The 22892-nt window shown below is 70.2% G+C and carries 11 protein-coding genes and 1 pseudogene; 5 read left to right on the top strand and 7 right to left on the bottom strand.

Annotation, left to right across the window (positions count from 1 at the left end; genetic code table 11):
• Nucleotides 1–3: 3 nt before the first annotated feature.
• From BTZ20_RS25085 to BTZ20_RS25065, 5 genes are all read left to right on the top strand, one after another.
• Nucleotides 4–978 carry a cutinase family protein gene (locus tag BTZ20_RS25085; protein ID WP_077043217.1) on the top strand — a complete coding sequence of 325 codons (975 nt, stop codon included), beginning with the start codon at nt 4–6 and terminating at the stop codon, nt 976–978.
• Between the two features lie 99 nt (nt 979–1077).
• Nucleotides 1078–2070 carry an LLM class F420-dependent oxidoreductase gene (locus BTZ20_RS25080; protein WP_077043216.1) on the top strand — a complete coding sequence of 331 codons (993 nt, stop codon included), beginning with the start codon at nt 1078–1080 and terminating at the stop codon, nt 2068–2070.
• Between the two features lie 177 nt (nt 2071–2247).
• Nucleotides 2248–4131, top strand: coding sequence for a long-chain-fatty-acid--AMP ligase FadD32 (gene fadD32, locus BTZ20_RS25075; RefSeq protein ID WP_077043215.1), 1884 nt, complete (start codon nt 2248–2250; stop codon nt 4129–4131).
• 50 nt (nt 4132–4181) lie between these two features.
• Nucleotides 4182–9212, top strand: a complete 5031-nt coding sequence (pks13, locus tag BTZ20_RS25070) for a polyketide synthase Pks13 (protein WP_077043214.1) — start codon at nt 4182–4184, stop codon at nt 9210–9212.
• Nucleotides 9213–10757, top strand: coding sequence for an acyl-CoA carboxylase subunit beta (locus tag BTZ20_RS25065; RefSeq protein ID WP_077043213.1), 1545 nt, complete (start codon nt 9213–9215; stop codon nt 10755–10757).
• Nucleotides 10758–10785: 28 nt separating this feature from the next.
• Here the strand turns inward: BTZ20_RS25065 and BTZ20_RS25060 are convergent, their stop codons facing one another.
• From BTZ20_RS25060 to BTZ20_RS25035, 7 genes and pseudogenes are all read right to left on the bottom strand, one after another.
• Nucleotides 10786–11640 (bottom strand): dienelactone hydrolase family protein, encoded by an 855-nt coding sequence (locus tag BTZ20_RS25060; RefSeq protein ID WP_077043212.1) that lies wholly within the window; start codon nt 11638–11640, stop codon nt 10786–10788.
• Nucleotides 11641–11724: 84 nt separating this feature from the next.
• Nucleotides 11725–15000 carry an arabinosyltransferase domain-containing protein gene (locus BTZ20_RS25055; protein ID WP_411269171.1) on the bottom strand — a complete coding sequence of 1092 codons (3276 nt, stop codon included), beginning with the start codon at nt 14998–15000 and terminating at the stop codon, nt 11725–11727.
• A 203-nt stretch (nt 15001–15203) separates the two neighbouring features.
• Nucleotides 15204–18478: pseudogene (locus BTZ20_RS25050) on the bottom strand (arabinosyltransferase domain-containing protein).
• A 15-nt stretch (nt 18479–18493) separates the two neighbouring features.
• Nucleotides 18494–20284: a glycosyl transferase gene (locus tag BTZ20_RS25045; RefSeq protein WP_077043211.1), complete on the bottom strand. Its 1791-nt coding sequence runs from the start codon at nt 20282–20284 to the stop codon at nt 18494–18496.
• Nucleotides 20285–20386: 102 nt separating this feature from the next.
• Nucleotides 20387–21208: a GMC oxidoreductase gene (locus BTZ20_RS29595; RefSeq protein WP_317616063.1), complete on the bottom strand. Its 822-nt coding sequence runs from the start codon at nt 21206–21208 to the stop codon at nt 20387–20389.
• Nucleotides 21205–21870, bottom strand: a complete 666-nt coding sequence (locus tag BTZ20_RS29590) for a hypothetical protein (protein ID WP_317616062.1) — start codon at nt 21868–21870, stop codon at nt 21205–21207. Before BTZ20_RS29590 ends, BTZ20_RS29595 begins: the two co-directional genes overlap by 4 nt.
• A gap of 200 nt (nt 21871–22070) precedes the next feature.
• Nucleotides 22071–22883, bottom strand: a complete 813-nt coding sequence (locus tag BTZ20_RS25035; RefSeq protein WP_083742847.1) for a TioE family transcriptional regulator — start codon at nt 22881–22883, stop codon at nt 22071–22073.
• Nucleotides 22884–22892 lie beyond the last annotated feature (9 nt).

Raw genomic sequence — 22892 nt, 5'->3', positions numbered from 1 at the left:
CGGATGAATGCTGCCGGACGTAAGGGCCGCAAGTCGGGTGTGCTGCGCCTGCTCATCGTGCTCATCGTGGTGCTGCTCCTCGCGCTCGTCGCGTTGGTGGCCTGGTACCTGCTGGCCGGGCGGGTGCCCCCGCCGCCACCGGGCCCCGGCCCGGAGCCGGAGCGGCCGAGCGCGCAGCCTGCGAGCTGCCCGGACGTCCAGGTGGTCGCCATCCCGGGCACCTGGGAGTCGAGCGCGATCGACGATCCCTTCAACCCGGGCGCGAACCCGGCGTCGTTGATGCTCAACATCACCCGGCCGCTGCAGGCGCAGTTCGAGGGCCAACGCGCGGAGGTGTACACCGTCCCGTACGTGGCGCAGTTCTCGAACCCGGTGGCGCTGCCGCCGGACGGTCAGATGTCGTACAACAAGAGTCGCGGCGAGGGCACCGCACGGGCCAGCGAGGCGATGTCGGCCATGCACGCGAACTGCCCGCTCACGACATTCATGCTGTTGGGCTTCTCGCAGGGCGCGGTCATCGCCGGTGACCTTGCATCGTCGATCGGCGAGGGCACCGGCCCGGTGCCAGCGGACCTGGTGCTCGGCGTCGGGTTGATCGCGGACGGCAGGCGCGAGCCCGGCACGGCCCAGATCGTCGGCACGCCGGTGGCCGGTGTGGGCGCGGAGCTGTCGCTCGGCGGCCTGAAGGTGCCGGGAATGACGATGACGGGGGCCCGGCCGGGTGGTTTCGGGTCGCTCGGCGATCGGGTGGTCGACATCTGCGCGCCATCGGACGGTATCTGCGACGCCCCGCCGAACGCCTTCAAGCCGGCGAATTTCCTCGCGAGCCTCGCCCGGATCGGCGAGTACATCAACAACCCGGTGCATGCCATGTACAACTCGTTCGTGGTGGATCAAAACGGCACCACGGCCACACAGTGGATGACAAACTGGGCGGCCGACAAGGTGAGGTCCGCGCCGACCCCAGCTCACGAATAGTGGGAACGGTGCGATGCCGATAGAGTGTCCCACCGGCCACGTTGCCGTACCGCGCCGTCCAGGTCCCCCGTTGTGCCCAGGTTTCAGGAGAAATGATCGATGAGTTCCGCCGACGCACCCGCGCCGCGCAAGTTCCGGTTTGCCGCCGGCGGAGAGGGAAACGCCGAAGAGGGCGGTGCCCGCCGGTTCATCAAGTTGGCCCAGAAGGCCGAGGAACTCGGCTACGACAGCTTCATGATTCCCGACCACCTCGGTAATCAGGTCGGCCCGATCGCCGCGCTGGGTGCCCTCGCGGTGGCGACGGACAAGATCCGGATCGGCACCGCGGTGCTGGCCAACGGATTCCGGCACCCGGCGGTGCTCGCCAAGGATGCGGCGACGATCGACGTGCTCTCCGGCGGACGGCTCGAACTCGGCATCGGTGCGGGCTGGATGAAGGAAGAGTTCGACAAGGGCGGCATCACGTACGACAGCCCGGGCGTGCGCATCGCCAAGCTCGCGGAGTCCCTCGAGATCCTCGACACGCTGCTGCGCGGCCAGGAGTGCAACTTCCAGGGCGAGTACTACCAGATCAACGGGCTCAAGGGCAGCCCGCGGCCCCGGCAGGGCCCGCGCCCACCCATCGTGGTCGGCGGCGGTGGACCGAAGATGCTGGCGCTGGCCGCCAAGTACGCGGACATCATCTCGCTCGCCCCGCCCAGCAACAAGGACGGCAAGATGCTGCTGTCCGGCATCACGATGGAGGCGACCGCCGCGCGGGTCGAGCGCATCCGTGAGGCAGCGGGCGACCGGTTCGACGACATCGAGCTGAACTGGACGATCACCACGATCATGCCGACCGATGATCGGGAGGCGATGGCCGAGATGGCGCTGGCGGCCCTGGACAACGGGTACCCGCCGAACATCGAGGTGGACGTCAAACTCACGGTGGAGCAGATCCTGAACTCCCCGTACCTCGCATTCGGCTCCTACGAGGAGATCGCGGACCAGATCCGCAGCGTGCGGGCGCAGACCTCCATGTCCTACGTGGGGATCTTCCCCACGCAGATGGAGGCATTCGCTCCGGTGATACCCCTGCTCAAGGGTGAATGAGAACGGCACTGTCTGTAACATGCTGTTGGTTTGGGATGGGGCGCACGTCGTTACCGATCTGAGACCTGCACGCATTGCCACCACTAGTCACTATTTGCACGATCCCACGCGGCTGCAGGGGACGAAGCTCACCGGTGTTCGTCGCGATCACCGGGAGCTTGCCTTGGAGGAGAAGGTATGAAGAACTTCGATGACTACGTCGACGAAGCCGGCAACATCAGGCTGATGCCCGGCAGCACCCTCGTCGATCACGTCGAACAGCACACCCGCGAGAACGCGGACGAGCTGGCATACCGCTATATCGACTACTCGCGCGAGCGGGACGGTGAGGTGCACGAGCTCACCTGGACCCAGTTCGGCAACCGGCTGCGCGCCGTCGCCGCCCGTCTGCAGCAGGTGACCGAGCCCGGTCAGCGTGTCGCGATCCTGGCGCCGCAGGGCCTGGACTACGTCATCTCCTTCTTCGCCGCGATGCACGCGGGCACCATCGCGGTGCCGCTGTTCGATCCGGACGAGCCCGGCCACGGCGACCGCCTGCACGCGGTCCTCGGCGACTGCAAGCCGTCGGCCATCCTCACCGCGTCGACTTCGGCCGCCGGCGTCCGTCAGCTCTTCCGTTCGCTGCCCGCGGCGGAGCGCCCCCGCATCATCGCGGTGGACGCGATCCCCGACACCGTCGGCGAGACCTGGGTGTACCCCGAGATCGGGCTCGACGACATCGCGTACCTGCAGTACACCTCCGGTTCGACCCGGGTGCCCGCAGGCGTGGAGATCACCCACAGGGCGGTCGGCACCAACGCGCTGCAGATGGTCGACGCCATCGAGCTGACCACCGACTCCCGCGGCGTCACCTGGCTGCCGCTGTTCCACGACATGGGCCTGCTCACGGTGATCCTGCCTGCGCTGGGCGGCAAGTACATCACCATCATGAGCCCGCGTGCCTTCGTGGCGCGTCCCTACCGCTGGATCAAGGAACTCGCCGCCATCACCGACGGCGCGGGCACCTTCGCCGCAGCGCCGAACTTCGCGTTCGAGCACGCCGCCGCCCGCGGCCTGCCCAAGGACGGCGAGAGCCTCGACCTGAGCAACGTCATCGGGCTGATCAACGGCAGCGAGCCGGTCACCACCTCGTCGATGCGCAAGTTCAACGACGCGTTCGGGCCGTACGGGCTGCCCAAGACCGCGATCAAGCCGTCCTACGGCATGGCCGAGGCGACGCTGTTCGTCTCCTCCACCAAGCACAGCGACGAGGCCAAGATCATCTACGTCGACCGCGCCCAGCTCAACGAGGGCCGCATGGTCAAGGTCGACAAGGATGCCGAGGGCGCCATCCCGCAGGTCTCCTGCGGCTACGTCTCGCGCAGCCAGTGGGCCGCGATCGTGGACGCCGACACGGGCGCCGAGCTCGAGGACGAGAACGTCGGCGAGATCTGGCTGCACGGCAACAACATGGGCCAGGGCTACTGGGGTCGCCCCGAGGAGACCGAGCAGACCTTCCACAACCGGCTGTCCTCGACGATCGCCACGGGCAGCCACGCGGACGGCGCGCCCGAGGACTCGAACTGGATGCGCACCGGCGACTACGGCGTCTACGTCGACGGCGAGCTGTACATCACCGGTCGCGTCAAGGACCTGGTGATCGTCGACGGTCGCAACCACTACCCGCAGGACCTCGAGGCCACCGCGCAGGAGGCGAGCGCCGCGCTCCGCCCCGGCTTCGTTGCGGCGTTCGCGGTGCCCGCGAACCAGCTCCCGAAGGAGGTGTTCGAGGCCGGCAGCGGGCTGACCTTCGACGCCGACGACGCCTCCGAGCAGCTCGTGCTGGTCGGCGAGCGGGCACCGGGCGCTGGCAAGGCCGACCCGGCCCCGATCGCGGACGCGGTGCGTGCTGCGATCTCCACCCGGCACGGCGTGACCGCCCGTGACGTGCTGCTGGTGCCCGCCGGATCCATCCCCAGGACCTCCAGCGGCAAGATCGCCAGGCGCGCCTGCAAGGCCGCATACATCGAGGGGACGCTCCGTGGTGGTTACACGCAGACCGCGTTCCCCGATAGCGTGTAAGACAACCTCTTCTTGACGGGTAGCGTGGTGTGTTGATGGCTGAGACAGAGATGACGGTCGCGCAGCTGCGCGAATGGCTGCGCAACTGGGTTGCCGAGGCGACCGGGCAACCGGTCGATCAGATCTCGGATGACCGTCCGATGGAGGAATTCGGGCTTTCATCCAGGGACGCCGTCGCTCTGAGCGGGGAGATCGAGGAACTGGTCGGCATCACGCTGAACGCCACGGTCGTCTATCAGCACCCCACGATCGCCGCGCTGGCGACCCTGATCATCGAGGGCGAGCCGGAGGTCCCCGAGGAGCCCGAGGACGCGTCGTTCTACGCGATCAAGGACACCTCGCAGTCGCATGACATCGCGATCGTCGGCATGTCCAGCCGGTTCCCCGGCACCGGTCACACCCCCGACGAGATGTGGCGGCTGCTGATCGAGGGCCGCGACGCGGTCACCGAGCTGCCGGAGGGTCGCTGGTCGGAGTTCGCCGCGGACCCGACCGTGGCCGCGGCCATCGAGAAGGCCAACACCAAGGGCGGCTACCTCGACGACGTCAAGGGCTTCGACGCGGAGTTCTTCGCGATGTCGCCGCTGGAGGTCCGCAACGTCGACCCGCAGCAGCGGTTGGCCATGGAGCTCACCTGGGAGGCGCTCGAGCACGCCCGCATCCCGGCCAGCGAGCTCAAGGGCGAGCAGGTCGGTGTGTTCATCGGCAGCTCCGCCAACGACTACCAGCTGCTCGCGGTCAGCGACCCGGTGCACGCGCACCCCTACGCCCTGACCGGCACCTCGACCGCCATCGTCGCGAACCGGGTCTCCTACTACTTCGACTTCCGCGGCCCCTCCGTCGCGATGGACACCGCGTGCTCGTCCTCGCTGGTGGCGGTGCACCAGGCGGTGCGCTCGCTGCGCACCGGTGAGTCGGACCTCGCACTCGCGGGCGGCGTCAACATGCTCGTCGCGCCGCCGGCCACGCTCGGCTTCGACGAGACCGGCATCCTCACCGACGACGGCAAGATCAAGGCCTTCTCCTCCGACGCGAGCGGCATCGTGCGCGCCGAGGGCGGTGGACTGGTCGTGCTCAAGCGCCTCGAGGACGCCGAGCGCGACGGTGACGACATCCTCGCGGTGATCGCAGGCTCGGCCGTAAACCAGGACGGCCGCTCCAACGGCATGCTCGCCCCGAACCCCGACGCGCAGGCCGCCGTGCTGCGCAGCGCCTACCGTGACGCGGGCATCGCCCCGTCCGGCGTCGACTACATCGAGGCGCACGGCACCGGCACCATCCTCGGCGACCCGATCGAGGCGGATGCCCTCGGCCGCGTCGTCGGCCGCGGCCGAACGGCCGACCAGCCCGCCCTTCTCGGGTCGGCGAAGACCAACTTCGGTCACCTCGAGGCCGCCGCGGGCGCCGCGGGCCTGATCAAGGTCGTGCTCGCGATGCGCGAGGACAAGCTCCCCCCGTCGCTGAACTATGCGGGCCCGAACCCGTACATCGACTTCGACAAGGCGCACCTGCAGGTGATCCCCGAGGCCACCGACTGGCCGCGGTACACCGGCCGTGCCGTCGCGGGCGTCTCCGGCTTCGGCTTCGGTGGCACCAACGCGCACGTCGTGGTCCGCGAGTACGAGGCGCCTGCGGCGCCCGTGAGCACTTCTGGCCCGGATGGGGACCAGAAGGACTCACAGGCCACGGAGTCGCTCGATGTCGAGACGGAGGCCGCGGGCGTGCTCGCCGACGCCGCCGAGTCGATGGGCGTCGAGCCGGTCGTGACCGCCGAGTCGGCCGAGGCCGATGCGGAGCCGACGCCGGTGCTGCTCGCGGTGTCCGCCTCGATGCCCTCGCGTCGCCGCCGCGCCGCCGCCGACCTGGCCGACTGGCTGGAGACCGAGGCAGGCAGCACGACCCCGCTCGAGGACGTCGGCCGCACGCTGGCCCGCCGCAACCACGGCCGGTCCCGCGCGGTGGTGCTCGCACGTACCCGCGCCGAGGCCATCACCGGCCTGCGCGCGGTCGCCGCGGGCAAGCCCGGCCAGGGCGTGCTGTCCGCGGACGCACCCGCCTCCAACGGACCGATCTGGGTGTTCTCGGGCTTCGGCTCGCAGCACCGCAAGATGGCCAAGCAGCTCTACCTGAACAATGCCGTGTTCCGGAAGACGGTCGACGCGGTCGACGAGCTGATCGAGTACGAGGCCGGCTACAAGATGGCCGAGAAGTTCCTCGACGACTCGGTCGACTACGACGTCGAGACCGCGCAGGTCGGCATCTTCACCATCCAGATCGGCCTTGCCGCGGTGCTCCGCCATCACGGCGCCGACCTGGAGGCCGCGGTCGGCCACTCGATGGGCGAGGCGGCCGCCGCGTACGTCACCGGCGGGCTCTCGCTCGAGGACGCGGTCCGGGTCATCACCGCTCGCTCCCGGCTGATGGGCGAGGCCGAGTCGACGCTGTCCGGCGACGACATCCGGCTGATGGCGCTCGTGGAGTACAGCGCCGCCGAGATCGAGGCCGTGCTCGGCGACTTCCCGCATCTCGAGGTCTGCGTGTACGCCGCGCCGACCCACACCGTCATCGGGGGCCCGCAGCCCGAGGTGGAGGCCATCGTGGCCCGGGCCGAGGCCGAGGAGAAGCTCGGCCGGATCCTGCAGACCAAGGGCGCCAGCCACACCTCGCAGGTCGACCCGATCCTGGGCGAGCTCGCCGCGGAGCTGGCAGGCATCGAGCCGCACAAGCTGAAGGCCGGGCTCTACTCCTCGGTCGACAAGGAGACCTTCTACCGCGCCGGGCACGACCCGATCCACCCGGTCGAGTACTGGACCAAGGGCCTGCGGCACAGCGTGTACTTCACCAACGCGGTCCGCCTCGCCGTCGACGCCGGGCACACCACGTTCGTCGAGCTGGCCCCGAACCCGGCGACGCTGATGTCGGTCGCGGCCACCGCGTTCGACGCCGGGCTGCACGACGCGCAGCTGATCCCGACCCTCAAGCGCAAGGAGGACGAGGAGCTGGGCGTGCTCAGTGCCCTCGCCCAGCTCTACGTCCACGGCCACCCGGTGAACCTGCCGTCGCTGTTCGCGGACGGCGGCTACGCGGACCTGCCGCGGACCGCGTTCCTCCGCAAGGAGCACTGGCTCGACATCCGCATCTCCTCGGGCGGCAACGCCCGGGTGCCCGGTGCGCACGTCTCGCTGCCCGACGGCAGGCACGTGTGGGAGGTCGAGGCCGCCGCGGTCTCCGACCTGAACGCGCTGGCGACCGAGGCCGCCGCGCAGGTGCTCTCGGATGTGGTGCTGACCGCCGCCGTCGCGCGCGGCGACGTCCCGGCCGCGGGCACCATGACCACGACGCTGAACCCGCACCCGGGCGGCGCCTCGCTGCAGGTGCACGCCAAGACCGCGGACGGCTTCGCGCTGCTGCTCGACGCGGTGGTCACCGCGGGCGAACCGCTGCCCGAGCTCGTCGTCGCCGCGGCAGCTCCATCGCCGCGCTCCAGCTCCCCGATGGAGGAGCTGCCAGAGGTGGTCGAGTCCTTCGGTGACCGTTGGGACCCGAGCAGCTCGCAGTCGATGGAGGAGCGGCTGGCGTTGATCGTCGCCGAGTCCATGGGCTATGCGCCCGAGGACCTGCCCGCCGAGATCCCGCTGATCGAGCTGGGACTGGACTCGCTGATGGCGGTGCGGATCAAGAACCGCGTCGAGTACGAGTTCGACATCCCGCAGCTGCAGCTGCAGGCGGTCCGCGACGCGAGCCTGCGCGAGGTGGAGAAGTACCTGCGCTACGCGATCGACAACCGTGAAGAGGTCGCCGCGCTCGCCGAGAAGCAGCGCGTCGAGAAGGAGGCCTCGAACGCGGCCGCCGCCGAGGAGGAGGCGCTCGCCGACGAGGACACCAGCCCCGTCGCCGAGGCCGAGGCCATCGTTGCTGCCGCCGCCGAGCAGGCCGCCCCTGCCGCGGAACCCGAGACGAAGGTCGACGCCCAGCAGGCCACGGCGGAGGCGACCGGAACCGATGTGCCCCCGCGTGACGCCGCCGAGCGGCTGACGTTCGCGACGTGGGCGGTCATCACCGGCCAGTCCGCGAAGGGCATCTTCAACACCCTGCCGGTGCTCGACGACGAGACCGCCGAGAAGCTGGCGGCCCGGTTGACCGAGCGTGCGGGCGGCGAGGTGACCTTCGACGACATCCTCGACTCGGAGACCATCGAGCAGCTCGCGGAGAAGGTGCGCGAGCACCTCGAGGACGGTGTCCGCATCGACGGGCTGGTCCGCACCCTGCGCCCCCGTCCCGAGGGATCCACTGCGGTGCCGGTGTTCGTGTTCCACCCGGCCGGCGGCTCGACGGTGGCCTACGAGCCGCTGCTCAAGCGGCTGCCCGAGGGCACCGCGATGTACGGGCTCGAGCGCACCGAGGGACCGATCGAGGAGCGCGCCAAGGCCTACCTGCCGCTGCTCCGCGAGATCCAGGGCGACGGCCCGTACGTGCTGTACGGCTGGTCGCTTGGCGGCGTGCTGGCATACGCGGTGGCCAAGCTGCTCCGCGAGGAGGGCGCCGACGTCCGGATCGTCGGACTGATCGACACCGTGATGGCGGGCGAGAAGGTCGAGGACACCCCGGAGGAGATCAAGGCCCGCTGGAAGCGGTACTCCGCCTTCGCGAAGAAGACCTACAACGTCGACGCCCCGCTGCCGTACGACAAGTTGGCGGCGGCCGAGTCCGACGAAGCGCAGATCCAGATCCTGATGGATCTGCTGAAGATGAGCGGGACCAAGATCCCGGGCGGCATCCTCGAGCACCAGCGCACCTCCTGGCTGGACAACCGTGCCATCCAGACCGCGCAGCTCGAGCAGTACGACGGCGACGTGGTGCTGTACCTGGCCGACCGCTACCACGACGATGCGATGGCCCTCGAGCCCGCGTTCAGCACCCGGCAGCCGGACGGGGGCTGGGGCGAGTGCGCGAAGAACCTGGAGATCGTCCACGTCGGTGGCGATCACATCCAGATCGTGGACGAGCCGTACATTGCCAAGGTGGGGGCGGACCTGACCAAGAAGCTGGCCGACATCGAGGCCGAGAATCGGAGCAACTGAGTGAGCACCACTACGGCCGAGAAGCTGGCGGACCTTCGCGAGAAGCTCGAGCTGTCGAAGGCGCCTGGTAACCCGAGGGCCATCGCGAGGCGCAAGGAAAAGGGTCTGCCGACTCCGCGTGAGCGCATCGACATGCTGCTCGATCCGGGCAGCTTCGTCGAGGTCGGCCAGCTCGCCAGGATGGCGGGCGATCCCAACAACCCGTACGGCGACGGCGTCGTCACCGGGCACGGCACGGTCGAGGGCCGTCCGGTCGCGGTGTTCTCGCACGACCAGACCGTCTTCGGTGGCGCGGCGGGCGAGATCTTCGGCCGGAAGGTCTCCGCGATCCTCGACTTCGCGATCAAGATCGGCTGCCCCGTCATCGGGATCAACGAGTCCGCGGGCGCGCGCGTTCAGGACGCCGTCGCGTCGGTGGCCTGGTACGCGGAGATGGGCAGGCGGCACGAGCCGCTGTCCGGACTGTGCCCGCAGATCTCGATCATCCTCGGCAAGTGCGCCGGTGGCGCGGTCTACGCGCCGATCAACACCGACGTCGTGATCGCCACCGAAGAGTCGTACATGTTCGTCACCGGTCCGGACGTCATCAAATCCGTCACGGGCGAGGATGTCAGCCTCGAGGACCTGGGCGGCGCGCGCAAGCAGGCCGAGTACGGCAACGTGCACCACGTCGCGGCCGACGAGAAGGCCGCGTTCGAGTGGGCCCGCAAGTACCTGAGCTACATGCCGTCCAGCTGCACCGAGAAGCCCCCGATCGTCAATCCCGGCCTGGAGCCGGAGATCACCGAGGACGACCTCTCGCTGGACACGTTCATGCCGGACGCCGACAACGCCGGTTACGACATGCACGACGTGCTGCTCAGGATCTTCGACGACGGCGATTTCCACGAGGTCCGCAGCCAGAGCGCGCAGAACATCATCACCGGTTTCGCCCGAGTGGACGGCCGCCCGGTCGGCGTGGTTGCGAACCAGCCGATGTCACTCTCCGGCGCGCTGGACGCGTCCGCCTCCGACAAGGCCGCGCATTTCGTGCAGGTCTGCGACGCGTACGACATCCCGCTGGTGTTGGTCGTGGACACCCCGGGCTTCCTGCCCGGCGTCGAACAGGAGAAGGTCGGCGTCATCAAGCGCGGCGGCCGGTTCCTGTTCTCCTACGTCTCGGCCACCGTGCCGAAGGTGACCGTCGTGGTCCGCAAGTCCTACGGCGGCGGGTACGCGGTGATGGGTTCCAAGCAGCTCGGCGCCGACGTGAACTTCGCGTGGCCGACCGCCCGGATCGCCGTGATGGGCGCGGAGAGCGCGGTCGCGGTGATCGGCCGCAAGCAGATCGAGGCGGCGGGCGAGAACGCCCCCGCGGTGCGCCGCCAGCTGATCAACTACTACAACGAGCACGTCGCTACCCCCTACGTCGCGGCGGAGCGTGGCTACATCGATGCGGTGATCGAGCCTGCGGCCACCCGCCTCGAGATCCGTAAGGCGCTGAACCTGCTCCGCGACAAGGAGCTTCCCAAGAACCCGCGAAAGCACTCGCTGATCCCGTTCTAGCGCAGGGCGATCGCGCCGCCCGCGGGGCTCACGCCGGATCGACAGGTCCGGTGTCGGGGTCCGCGGTCGGCGTCAGCAACCGTGTCCGCATCAGGTCGAGGACCTGGTCGAGCGCGGCGCGGGTGGGCTGACCTGGCTCGTCGATGAGGTGCTCGGTCAGCACCGAGTGTGGGGGCAGCAGCCCGTCCGGGTTCGCGGCGCCGCCGTCGATCTCGACGGCCACGAAGGCGTCGCCGAGCTGTTCGCGGAGGAAGTCGAAGCGTTCGGCGGGGGAGAGACGGTCGGAGTCGAAGCGCAGTCCCAGGACGGTCAGCCCGTTCGCGCAGCGCTGCTTCACCCTTGCCAGGTCGCCGGGCGAGATGTCGATGGTCCGCCGTCGTCGCGCGGAGACGCCGAGGGGCAGCGAGGGCTGCGACAGGACCGGGGCGACCAGGACGTCGTCAACGGCCATCGCGAGCGCGTAGCCACCGGTGAAGCACATGCCGACCGCGCCGACCCCCGGTCCGCCGCACCGATCGTGCTCGTGGGCCGCCAGCGCCCGCAACCACGTGACCACCGGCGAGCTGCGCCCGGTCGCCAGCATCGTGAACTCGCGGCTGACGCAGACCGGGATCATCGTGGTGACCGCGTTGGCCGCCGTCGCGACCCGTCCGTGGGTATCCGGATTCGGATCCCGGCCGGGGTCGCCGAACAGGTGCGGAAGCACTGCCGTGCACCCGATCTCGGCGACGCGGCGGGCGAACTCGAGCACCTTCGGGGTGATGCCCGGGATCTCCGCCATGATGATCACCGCAGGGCCGGTGCCGCGGCGGTAGATCGCGCGCGTCGTGCCGTCGTGGGTGAAATGTGCGGCCTCGAAATCGCTCAGGTCGTCGTCCGGCATGTAACCGAGTATGCGGCCGTAGGCCCTCCGATGCGACGAAGACCGGCTCCCCGTGTGGGGAGCCGGTCTTCGTCGTGTGGGCGACTACTTCTCGTACACGCGCATCATGCCTGGGCTCCAGAAGCCCGAGCGTCGCACCTCGCCGGTGTCGACGACGGCGGCCTCAGCCTGCGGGAAGTACGGCGTGTACCGCTCCAATGCGCCCCAGTCGCGGCCCCAGTCGTCGACCAGGTAGGTCGGCACCGTGGACGCCTCGGCGAGCATCTCGGTCCAGCCGAGCGGTCCGCCGTTCTCGTGGCTCTGCCAGGTGTCGGTGGAGCTGACCGCGAGCGGGCGGTCGGGGAGGATGCGGAATCCGGGGACCTCGGCGACGCCGTACTTGTGGTCGAACGGGCGCTGGCAGGGGAACTGCAGACCGACCGCCCAGTCGAGCAGCACCGGCTGGGTGGTGCCGATGTAGTCGTTGAGCGACTGCAGCTGCGGTACCCGCGGCGGGGTGAACGCGAGCCACTGATCGCCGGTCAGGTTCGGGTCGTTCGCGACGATCCGGACCACGTCGGTGCCCGCGGGCAGTTCGTCGATCGGGATCCGCAGGTTCCGCCAGGACGGCGCCGGGCCGATGTCCTTGGGCAGGTAGGTGCCCAGCGCGGTGATCGTGCCGTCGGCCTCGCGGTGCCCGGACTCGAGCAGCAGGGACTGACCGTAGGTGACCTCGCCGTCCTTGCTCTCCGACCAGATACGCCCGGCCGCGGAGATCACGACCAGCGGCGACTGTTCGCTGCGCGCAGGCAGCCCGTACCAGCTGGAGGTCAGGCTGGCCGGCTCCTGGACCCCGGTCTGGTAGCTGCCAAGAACTGGTGTGGTCGCGGGGTTCAGGCCGTACGGCAGCTTGACGTTGCTGCCGTTGACGCCGACAGCCCCGGTGCCGCCCTCGGTGCCCGCGCCAGCGCCGGTGGCGAAGTTCGGGCCGACCGTCTGGCCGTCGGTGTTCGACTGGCCGGGCTTGACCTCGGTGTAGTCCGCGGACAGGTCGGTGGGCACGCCGTTCGGGCTGAACCCGGTCGGATCGCTGCCGCCGAGGGGGTTGTTCGGGTTCGCGGCCGGGTCGGTCGGGTCGATGACCGGCTGCAGTCGGCCGGCGTTCGGATCCGCCTCGGTCAGCACGTCGTCGGCCAGACCGCACGGCGACCCGGTGACGGCGTCGATGTTGGAGCGGGCCAGCGAGTACGCCGGGTACTGGGATACCGCGCCCTTGGCCAGCGAGAGCACCTCGAACAGCACCATCATCGCGGCAACCACGGTCAGCGGCACGGCCGCGAACTTCTTGATGCGCCTGCCCTTCTCGCTGGACGCCTTCACCTCGGTGCCGATGAAGTCCTCGCGGAAGTACTGCCAGGCGACGACCAGCACGGCGACGACGAACAGCGCGAGCAACGCCGAGTTGAGCTGCCTGCCGCCGAGGGAGACGGTCTTGTCGAACCACGGGATGCCGTAGCTGGAGACGTACCACCAGCCGTTGATGCCGGAGAAGGAGAAGGCGAGCACCAGGAGCAGGCCGGCCGCGAACATGGTGCGGTTGCGGCGCGAGCGCAGCGCGGAGGCGGAGACCGCGACCGCGGTGAGCGCGGCCAGCGAACCGGCGATGCCCGCATACGCACCGAAGTGGTGGGTCCACTTGGTGGGGTTGAACATCATGAAGAAGATGGTTCCGAACACCACGCCGAGCAAGCGCCACGACGGACCGACCGCCGCACCAGGGATCTTCTTGCGGCGCAACAGCACGAACAGGGTGGTGAACAGGCAGAGGATCATCACCAGGAACGCGAACCGGCGGGCGACGGAACCGTCGACCGTCTGCACGAACAGGTAGTAGTACCGGAGGAACTCCTCGTACCAGTTCATGTTCGGGCCGATCAGGCTGCGCACCCGGGTGGCCTCGCGGACGCCCGCGAAGGTCTGATCGGCGAAGACCACGACGAGCACCACGGTGCCCGCCGCGAGCAGCGGAGAGATCAGCGGCCATGCGCCGACCTCGCGGTGCCTGCGGACCAGGATCCGGACCATCGGCCGGGCGCCGGCCAGCAGGGCCGCCACACACATCAGGCCCGTCGGGGCGGCGCCGAGCGAGAACGCGGCGATCAGGATCGCGACCGCGGCGGGCAGCAGCCTGCCGGTGGCGATGGCGCGCTCCACCGAGCACCACGTCAGCAGCGCGCCGAGGGCCACGATCGGTTCCGGGCGCAGGCCGTTGTTGTAGGCCATCCAGAACGCGAGGAACACCAGCCCGCCGGTCCACACCGCGGCCGAGCTGTGCCGGACCGCGCGGCCGAGGCGGGGGATCACCTCGCGGCTGATGACCAGCCAGCAGAGGATGCCTGCCAGCAGCGCGGGCAGGCGCATCCACGGACTGGCCGTGGAGATCTTGGCCATCGCGGCCAGCACCTCGTAGTACCAGCCGAACGGGGCCTCGGGGACGCCGAACCAGCGGAAGTAGTTAGCCATGTAGCCGGCGTGTTCCGACACCCGGGCCATCGTGAGCAGGTAGCCGTCGTCCGCGGTGTTCGCGCCGATGAAGTGCCAGACCAGGAGGATGCCGACGACCGCGCCGTCGACCGGCTTGAACTGCCACCAGTGCGACGGGAAGAAGCGCCGGTGGCCGCGGCCGTCGGTGCCGTCGAGCCGGGCGAGCGCGACCAGCGAGGCGATGGTCAGCAGGACCGCGAGCACCATCGCCGCGCTCTTGATCAGCGTGGGCGAGGAGGTGAACCGGGAATCGATGTTCGCCGTCAACGAGAGTCCGGCGGGTGCGGGGCCGTCCAGGCTGGTGAAGACGCCCACCACCTGAGGACGCAGGTCTCCGGTCAGGGTGCCGGTGACCGGGTTGCCGCCGATGGACAGCCCCTCGAAGGTGGCGGTGGTGCTGTTGATGTCGGAGGTGAAGGTGATGGCCGTGCAGCCACCGGCCTCCACCCGGGCGCGCGGGGCGGACGCGACGACCACGTTGCGGTCGAGCACGTCCACGGTCTCGGCGGTGACCCGCATGAACATCGCGTTGAGCGGGGCGTCCGTGCCCTGCGGCGGCGCGGTGGCCAGCAGCAGGCCGCCCTCAGGGGGCAGTTCGCGGACGAGCGCGCACGGCACCGTCGCCTGCAGGTCGATCGGCACCTGGGCCATCAGCGGCGCGTCGACGCTCGAGGTGACCCCCGCCTGGGGCCAGTTCAGTGTGGACGTCGTCTGGGCGACCGGCAGGAAAGGCGTCGCCACCGCGAACAGTGCACCGAGCAGCCCGGTGACGACCGCGATCAGCCGCGCGGTGCGGTACTTCGTTCTGCAGTCGACCGGTGGCGGCGGTGCGGAAATGGCTGGTTCAGGGCTGTCACGACGTCGGGCACGGTTCACGATGGTAGGCGAGGGTCGGTCGGCGTTCACATCGCTACGGAGAATCTCTGGAATCGGTGATCCACGCCCCCGTGACGCAGCTCCAATCCCCAGCTCAGCGGCCTGGTCGGCCGCCGCGGCGGAGGGATCGGCTGCGATCACGGGGTTCGCGATCGCAGCCGCCGTCACCGCGCCGGGATCGGCCCCGGGTCCCAAGTCCCTGACCGGGTGACGGTCGCGGTGTCCACCCGTGCCGGCACCTCGGATTCGATGAACGGGGTGAACCGCTCGAGCGAGCCCCAGTCCCGGTCCCAGTCGCGGTCGAGGTAGCTGGGCATGGTCTGCGCGGTGAGCAGCAGGTCGGTCCAGCCGAGCGGTCCGCCGCCGAGGCTGTCCTGCCAGCCGTTCGTGGAGTCGGCGCCGACCCGGTCCGGCAGGATCCGGTACTCGGGAACTTCCGCGACGCCGTACTCGTGGTCGAACGGCCGCTGGCAGGGGAAGGACAGGCCGACGGACCAGTCCAGCAGCACCGGCGCGCTGGAGCCGACCACGTCGTTCAGCGTCCGCAGCTGCGGCACCCGCGGCGGCGTGACGGCCAGCCACTGGCCCTGGGAGAGATCGTGGTCGTTCGCGACCAGCCGCACGGCGGTGGCATCGGCGGGGATGTCGGCCATCGGGACCCGGAGGTTCCGCCACGACGGCGACGGGCCGATGTCGATGGGCAGCACGCTGCCGCGGGCCTCGATCGTGCCGTCGGCAGCGGGGACGCCGTACTCGACGACCAGGTCCTGGCCGTAGGTGACGATGCCGTCGGCGTCGACGGACCGGATCCGGCCCGCGGCGGTGACCACCAGGATCGGGGCCGCATCGGTCCGTTCGGGCAGCCCGTACCACCCGGAGGTGAGCTTCGCGGTGGCCTGCTCGCCGGTCTGGTAGCTGCCGAGGACAGGGGTGCGCGCCGGGTCGAGTCCGAACGGAAGCGCAACGGAGCTGCCGTTGATGCCCGTGGAGCCGGTGCCGCCGCCGGTACCCGACGCGGTGCCGGAGGTGGTCTGGGTGGCGTCGCTGTCGACGGTGTTCGCGCCGCCCGCGGCCTTGCTCTCCTCGTCGGCGGTCAGGTCGACGGGCACCCCGTTGGGGGTGAAGCCGGAGTCCGCGTCCGCCCCGAGCGGGTTGTTCGAGGGGCTCACCGGGGTGAGCATCCCGGCGTTGGCGTCCGACTCGATGAGCACGTCGTCGGCGAGCGCACAGGTGTCGCCCGTGAGCGCCTCGATGTTCGAGCGGGCCACCGAGTACGCCGGATACTGCGCGACCGCGGCCTTGGCGAGCGACAGCACCTCGAAGAGCACCACGAACGCGGCCGCGAGCGTGAGCGGGGAACCGAGCAGCGCACGCAGCCCGCGCGGCGGAGCTGCCTGCTCCTCCGGCCGGTACGGTGCCCGCAGGTGTTGCCAGCCCGCCAGCAGCAGCGCCAGCACCGCCAGGCCGAGCAGCGCGGTGGAGAAGGCGTTGCCGCCGATGGACGGCGGCTTGTCCCACCACGGCACGCCGTAGCTGGAGACGTACCACCAGCCGTTCGAGCCGGTGAAGGCCAGCGCGAGCAGGAACAGCACGCCCGCCGCGAACAGCGTGCGGTTGCGGCGCGAGCGGAGGGTGGCCGCGGCGACCGCGACGGCGGTCAGCGCGGCGATGGAACCGGCCAGACCCGCGTAGACGCCGAAGTGATGGGTCCACTTGGTGGGCGTGAACATCATCAGCACCAGCGAGCCGAACACGATCCCGAGGATGCGGCGCGACGGCCCGGCGGCGGCGCCAGGGATCTTGCCGCCCCGGCGCAGCATGATCATCGCGCAGACGACCAGGCAGAGGATCATCGTGAACACGCCGAACCGCCGGGCCAGCGACCCGTCGGGGGAGACGTTCATCAGCGCGTCGTAGCGGTGGTATTCGTCGAACCACTTCACGTTCGGGCCAACCAGAGTGCGGACCCGGGTCGCCTCGAGCACGGTCGCGAGGGTCTGATCGGCGAAGACCACGGCCAACACCAGGGTGCCTGCGGCGGCGATCGGCGCGAGCAGCGGCAGCCACCCCACCTGGCGGGCCCGGGTGACCAGGATCGCCGTGATCGGCCGGGCGCCGACGATCAGCGCGGCGACGGCGATCACGCCGGTCGGCCCTGCGGCCAGCGAGAAGGCCGCGATGAGCACGCCGACCGCGGCGGGCAGCAGCCTGCCCGTGGCGATCGCGCGTTCGATCGAGCACCAGGTCAGCAGCGCGCCGAGCGCGATGATCGGCTCGGGCCGCAGGCCGTTGTTGTAGGGCAGCCAGAACGCGAGGAAGACCAGTCCGCCGGTCCAGATCGCGATCCGGTTGTGGCGCACCGCGTTACCGAGGCGGGGGATCACCTCGCGGCTGATCACCATCCAGCAGAGGACGCCGGCAATCAGTGCGGGCAGGCGCATCCAGGGGCTGGCCGTGGAGATCTTGGCCATCGCGGCCAGCACCTCGTAGTACCAGCCGAACGGGGCTTCGGGGACGCCGAACCAGCGGAAGTAGTTGGCCATGTAGCCGGCCTGTTCGGACGCCCGGGCCATGTTCAGCAGGTAGCCGTCGTCGGAGGTGTTCGCGCCGATGAAGTGCCACAGCGCGAGGGTGCCGACCACCAGGCCGTCGACTGCGGTGAAACGCAGCCAGTGCCGGGGCAGGAAGCGGCGGGCGGCACGGCCGTCGGTGCTGTCGAGGCGGTGCAGCGCGACGAGCGCGATCAGCGTGGCCAGCGTCCCGGCGATGATCGCGAGCAGTTTGAACAGCGTGGGGCTGGAGGAGAACCGCGAATCGATGTCCGCGCGTACCTCGAGGCCTGCGGGGGCGGTGCCCTGCAGGTCGCTGAAGATGCCGACCATCTGTGGGCGCAGGTCACCTGCGACGTCGACGCTCAGCGGCTCGCCCGCATCGTCGGTGAGCCCGGCGAAGGTGGCGGTGGTGTGCTCGGCGTCCGTGAACACGGTGATCGCCGAGCATTTCGCCGCGACGTCGGCCAGCGGCGCCGAGAGCAGCACGCTGTTGCGCAGGATCACCTGCACCTCGCGGCCGGTCTCGCGCGCGGGATCGCCCGCGACCTTGACGGTGAGGCCGTCGAGCTCGGCGTCCGCCGCCTGCTTGGGGCGGTGGAGAGCAGGACCTGCCCGTCGGGCGGTAGCTGTGTCGCCACCGCGCAGGGGATGTGTGCGCTGAGGCTGAGCGGTTCGTAGCTGACAAGCGGCGCGGACACGCTGGTCAGGGCGCCGTTCTGCGGCCAGGACACGCTGGCGGTGGTCTGCTTGACCGGCAGCAGCGGGGTGAGGACGGCCAGCAGCAGCCCGGCCAGACCCGCGACGACCGCGATCAGGCGGGCGGTGCGCAGGGAGGTGCGGTCGGCTGGCGTGGATTCAGGCGCGTCGGACACAAGGTCCGATCGTATGGGACGGCGCCAGGGTCAGCGCCCCGCGGCGACCAGGGCGCGCACATCCCACACCCACACGTCGTCGGCGGCATGACCGCTGTCGCGGAGCAGCTCGCTCACGGTCTCGCGGAGCACCTGACGGTTCTTGCCCGGCGGGAGCACGAGAGCGTCGGCCCGCCAGAACCTCAGGTCCGCGACCGCCTGCGCGCGCAGTTCGTCGGTGATCGTCGGCGCCGCGCCGGTCTTGTCCGTCTCGGCCAGCAACAGGGCCGTCGGACGATCGTCCGGGCCGTACTTGGCCTTCTTGGCGGCGCCCGCTGGTCCGACGAAGTAGCCGCCCGCGAGCGGGAAGCCGAAATCGGCCTGGGCCTGCCAGGACAGCGCGCGCGCATCCTCGGGCCGGGGCAGCGGGACCGTCACGATGGAACCGTCGTCGACGTATCCGCGCCATGTCCCGTCGGCGAAGAATTCGGGAGCGGGCTTGCGGTCGACCGCGGGCAGCGGCATCGGGGTCAGCGGCAGCAGCGCGAGCACCAGACAGATGCACCAGGGAACCAGTGTCGCCCGCTCGCGGACGGCTCGGTCCGTCGCCATCGCCAGCAGCAGCGCGATCGCGGGGACCGCGCCCATCGCGAACCTGGTCTCGAGCACCGATTCGAGCAGCGGGACGTGCTCGAACCACGCCCACGGCAGGGTGATCCCGGTCTTGTTCCGCCCGACGGTCAGCTCGGACCCGAGCGAGAGCACGCCCATCGCGAGTGTCGTCATCGTCGCCGCCCGTGCGAGCGGTGACCGCCACAACCAGGCCGACGCCGCGGCGACGAGGGCCAACAGGGGCCAGCCGAAGTAGGCGTTCTCCTCGGTGGCGCCGATCGAGACGTCCTGCCCTGGGTTGGTGCGTCCGCCGAGTGACTGCTCCGGGAACTGCAGCAGCGCCTTGAGATCGTTGCCCATTGCCCCGTGGTCGATGACCCGGTAGCTCTGCGGCCCGAAGAACTGCCACCACAACGGGATCGCGGTGATCGTCAGCGCGATCGCCGCCGCGAGCAGCAGCGGTCGCCACGCGGACCGCACCGCGGCGCGGGCGAGTCGCGGACGAAAGGCGAAGTACGTCACCGTGAACACGGCGAAGGACATGGCGCAGATGAGCAGCGGTTCCTCGCCGAGCAGGATCTGCGCCGCGACCAGCAGGCCGAGCGCGATCGTGGTCCTGGTGCCCGCGCCGCGGCTGAGCCGGATCACGCAGCCGAGGATCAGCGGCAGCAGCGCCAGCGCCACGAAGTTCGGGTGACCGTTGGCGTGCGAGATCATCCCGGGGGCGAACCCGCAGAACAGGCCGCCGACGGCCGCCGCGGCCCGCGACCGCACCGCATACCGGGACAGCAGCCAGTACCAGGCGAAGGCGGTCCCGGCCAGGCCCGCGGTCAGCACCAGCGTCCAGGTGGCGGTCGGGCCGAACAACAGGGTGACGGGCGCGAGCGGGATGCTGACGCCGAACATGGCCGTGTTGGCCATCAGGTTCACGCCATCCGGGTAGTTCTGCAGGAGCGTGCCGAGGGGGTTCTCCAGCCGGGTGACCGAATGCGCCGCGACGGCGAAGAACCACTCCCACATCCGCTGGTCCTGGCCGCTGCCGATCAGGTAGCCGACGGTGGGGGAGCGCCACTGGCGGCCGAGCACCACCATCGCGAGCGCGGTGAACCCGAGCGCCGCGGCCACGTCCGGCCCGGCCCGGTGTCCCCGCAGGCGCCCGACGACGGCGCGCGCGGACCTCGGTGTTGTCGAGGTCCTCGCGGGGTCCGCCAGCATCGGTGCCTGGGGCATTGCACGTTCCTGTCCGTCGGCGGGCTGACGGATTGCCGAGCCCTTGGCCCCGGCCACCGTACTCACCGGCCCTGTGAGGTTCCTGTCGGTGGTCGGTCGGGCTCAGGACCGGGCGGCCACGAAGCGGTCCATGCAGCGTTCCGCCACCGCGGTGATCGTCAGCGCCGGATTGACCATGGCGGACGACCCCGGCAGCAGGGCGCCGTCGACGACGAACAGGTTGGCGTAGCCGTCGACCTGGCCCTCGTGGCTGCACGCCCGGCCCATCACCATGCCGCCGAGTCCGTGCCAGGTGCACCCGGAGCCGAAGTCGCTGAGCCGGGTGTAGATCGGGATCCCGGTGGCGGGTGAACCGAACCGGGTCTCGGTCCGCTCGTGGAAGCGGCCTGCGAAGTTCCGTCCGCGCGCGTCCACGTCGCTGTTCGACTCGCCGAACGGGTAGTTCAGTTCCGCCCGGCCGGTCGCCGGGTTGTAGTCGATCGAGCCGCGTTCGTCCGAGATGACCTGGATCAGGTTCGCCATGTTCGAGCCGCCCGCGATGTCCGGGAACGGTGACGCCTCCCAGGACATCGAGATCGGGCCGTCCGGATTGTCGTCGTCGTACATCACCGCGACGCCGGGGCCGCCCTGCTTGGCGCCGCAGTCCCTGCGCAACAGTCCGCGGGCGATCAGGAAGTCGCCGTTGTTGCCGTATCCCTTGCCGACGTGGTCGTTCAGCCGGGTCAGCGTGCCCTTCGCCTTGGCGGTCGCGAGCAGCGCGGAGGTGTAGTACGAGCCTGCCGCCATGAACACGTAGTCGGCCACCAGTGTCTTGTGTTCACGCACCGCGCCGGACTCGTCGATCCGCTTGACCACGACCTCGAACCGGTCCTGTCCGGAGATCTCCCGGATCTCGATGACCTCGTGCAACGGGAGGATCGTCACGTTCCCGGTGGCCTCGGCCGCGGGCAGGTAGTTGCGGTCGACGCTGTTCTTGGCGCCGGAGTTGCTGCCGTACGGGCCCTCGCCGATCGAGTACGACGCGGGTGCGCGGCCGGCGAGTTCCTCGCGGACGACGTCCCAGTCGACGCAGAAGTCGTGCAGGACGGGCTCGCCGCCGAAATCCTCGATGTAGTCCAGCCAGGCGCGGGCACCCCGGTAGGCGGGGTTCGCGAGGAGGTCCGCCGGGAGGGGGAGGTGCCCAGCATCTTCTTGGCGCGCGGGTAGTACGTCCGGTCGAGCTCGTCGTAGTCGATCTGGGCGGGGAAGACCGTGGCGAAATCCTTGCGCCGGGGCTGCGGCGTGAACGCGCCGAACGCGAGCGAGCCGCCGCCGACCCCGACGCCGTAGATGGCGTCGATGCCGTTGCCGTACACGCGGTCGATGAGGCCCGGGTACCGGGCGATGGACTGCAGCCGCGTCAGCTGGTTGATCGGCGGGTGGTCGGCGAACCACGCGGATCGGCCGTCGGGTTCGTTGATCGTGCAGAAGGTCGTGCCGTCCGGGTCGACCGGCCAGCGCCTGCCGCGCTCGAGGACCGTGGTCCGGACGCCCGCCTGGCCGAGCCTCAGCGCCGCGACCGCGCCACCGAATCCGCTGCCGACCACAACGGCGGTCTTGCCGGTGAGCGCGGACGGGGAGGCGCCCGCTCGCGCGGCGGACAGGGGCCCGAGGGCAGCACCCGCGGCCAGGGCACCGACGCCGAGGGCGGCGCCGCGCAGGACGGAACGGCGGTTCGGGGGGATTGCGGCGCTTGCTCGGCGATGGTCACGTCGGCAACCTACGCGGCGGCTGAGGAAACGAACAGTTAAACGATAAAGGTGTGAGCGCGGCCAGGGGCAGCGACGGTGCTGACGCGGTCCGGTGGCCAGTGCCGCGCGGCGGATGCCGTGATGGGCCCCGGCAGGGCGCGGTCGAGCGATTCCATGTAGCGGCCGAGCTCGCCGGCCGCGTCGAGCATGGCGAGACCCTGTGCGGTGAGCCTTCGCTGCCAGTCACCCAGCGTCGCGGCCAAAGCGTCTGTGCCGCCCGCGCTTCGGACCTGCTGGACCACGGCGGCGATGCGGTCCAGCGGGTAGCCCCCTCGTCGGAGGAGGTGTGCGAGCTCGGCGTCGCGGACATCGATCGCGCGGTAGTGGCGGTATCCGGTGGCCGGATCCCGCGTCGGGGCGAGGATGCCGGCGCCCTCCCAATTGCGAAGCGTCGCAGGGGTGACGCGGAGGTGGTGCGCGAGTTCGCCGATGGTGCGGGTGTCGGCGTCGTTCGATGGGTCCGTGGCGGGACCGGAATCGGCTGTCAGGTGATGTACCGCGTTCCTGACGGAATCGAGGGTGTCTCGGTCGCGGAGCGACTGGGCGTGGCCGCGGTCGATGATCATGAGGGCGTCGTCGAGTTCGCCATGGTGCAGCGCGGTCATGATCTGGCCGCCCACCGCGTGTCCGTACGCCGGGAGGAGCGCGAGGTAGGCGCGCAGCGCCGCCGCATGGATCTCGGTGTAGACCCGGTAGCCGCTGGGCGTGCGGTCTGCGGGTGGGATGAAGCCGTCCCGCTCGTAGTTGCGGACCGCCTGGGTTGAGATGCCGTGCTCGCGTGCGAGGTCGAATGGTCGCAGGTTGATCATCGATTTGAG

The sequence above is a fragment of the Rhodococcus sp. MTM3W5.2 genome, from assembly GCF_001984015.1.
Classification (GTDB): domain Bacteria; phylum Actinomycetota; class Actinomycetes; order Mycobacteriales; family Mycobacteriaceae; genus Rhodococcus_G; species Rhodococcus_G oryzae.
Note: the sequence above shows the minus strand (reverse complement) of the source record. Positions and strands in the feature narration are given on the sequence as shown.

Coding starts and splice junctions, on each gene's coding strand:
- BTZ20_RS25085 (WP_077043217.1), top strand. CDS start 4: ATGAATGCTGCCGGACGTAAGGGCCGCAAGTCGGGTGTGCTGCGCCTG.
- BTZ20_RS25080 (WP_077043216.1), top strand. CDS start 1,078: ATGAGTTCCGCCGACGCACCCGCGCCGCGCAAGTTCCGGTTTGCCGCC.
- fadD32 (WP_077043215.1), top strand. CDS start 2,248: ATGAAGAACTTCGATGACTACGTCGACGAAGCCGGCAACATCAGGCTG.
- pks13 (WP_077043214.1), top strand. CDS start 4,182: ATGACGGTCGCGCAGCTGCGCGAATGGCTGCGCAACTGGGTTGCCGAG.
- BTZ20_RS25060 (WP_077043212.1), bottom strand. CDS start 11,640: ATGCCGGACGACGACCTGAGCGATTTCGAGGCCGCACATTTCACCCAC.
- BTZ20_RS25045 (WP_077043211.1), bottom strand. CDS start 20,284: ATGCCCCAGGCACCGATGCTGGCGGACCCCGCGAGGACCTCGACAACA.
- BTZ20_RS25035 (WP_083742847.1), bottom strand. CDS start 22,883: ATGATCAACCTGCGACCATTCGACCTCGCACGCGAGCACGGCATCTCA.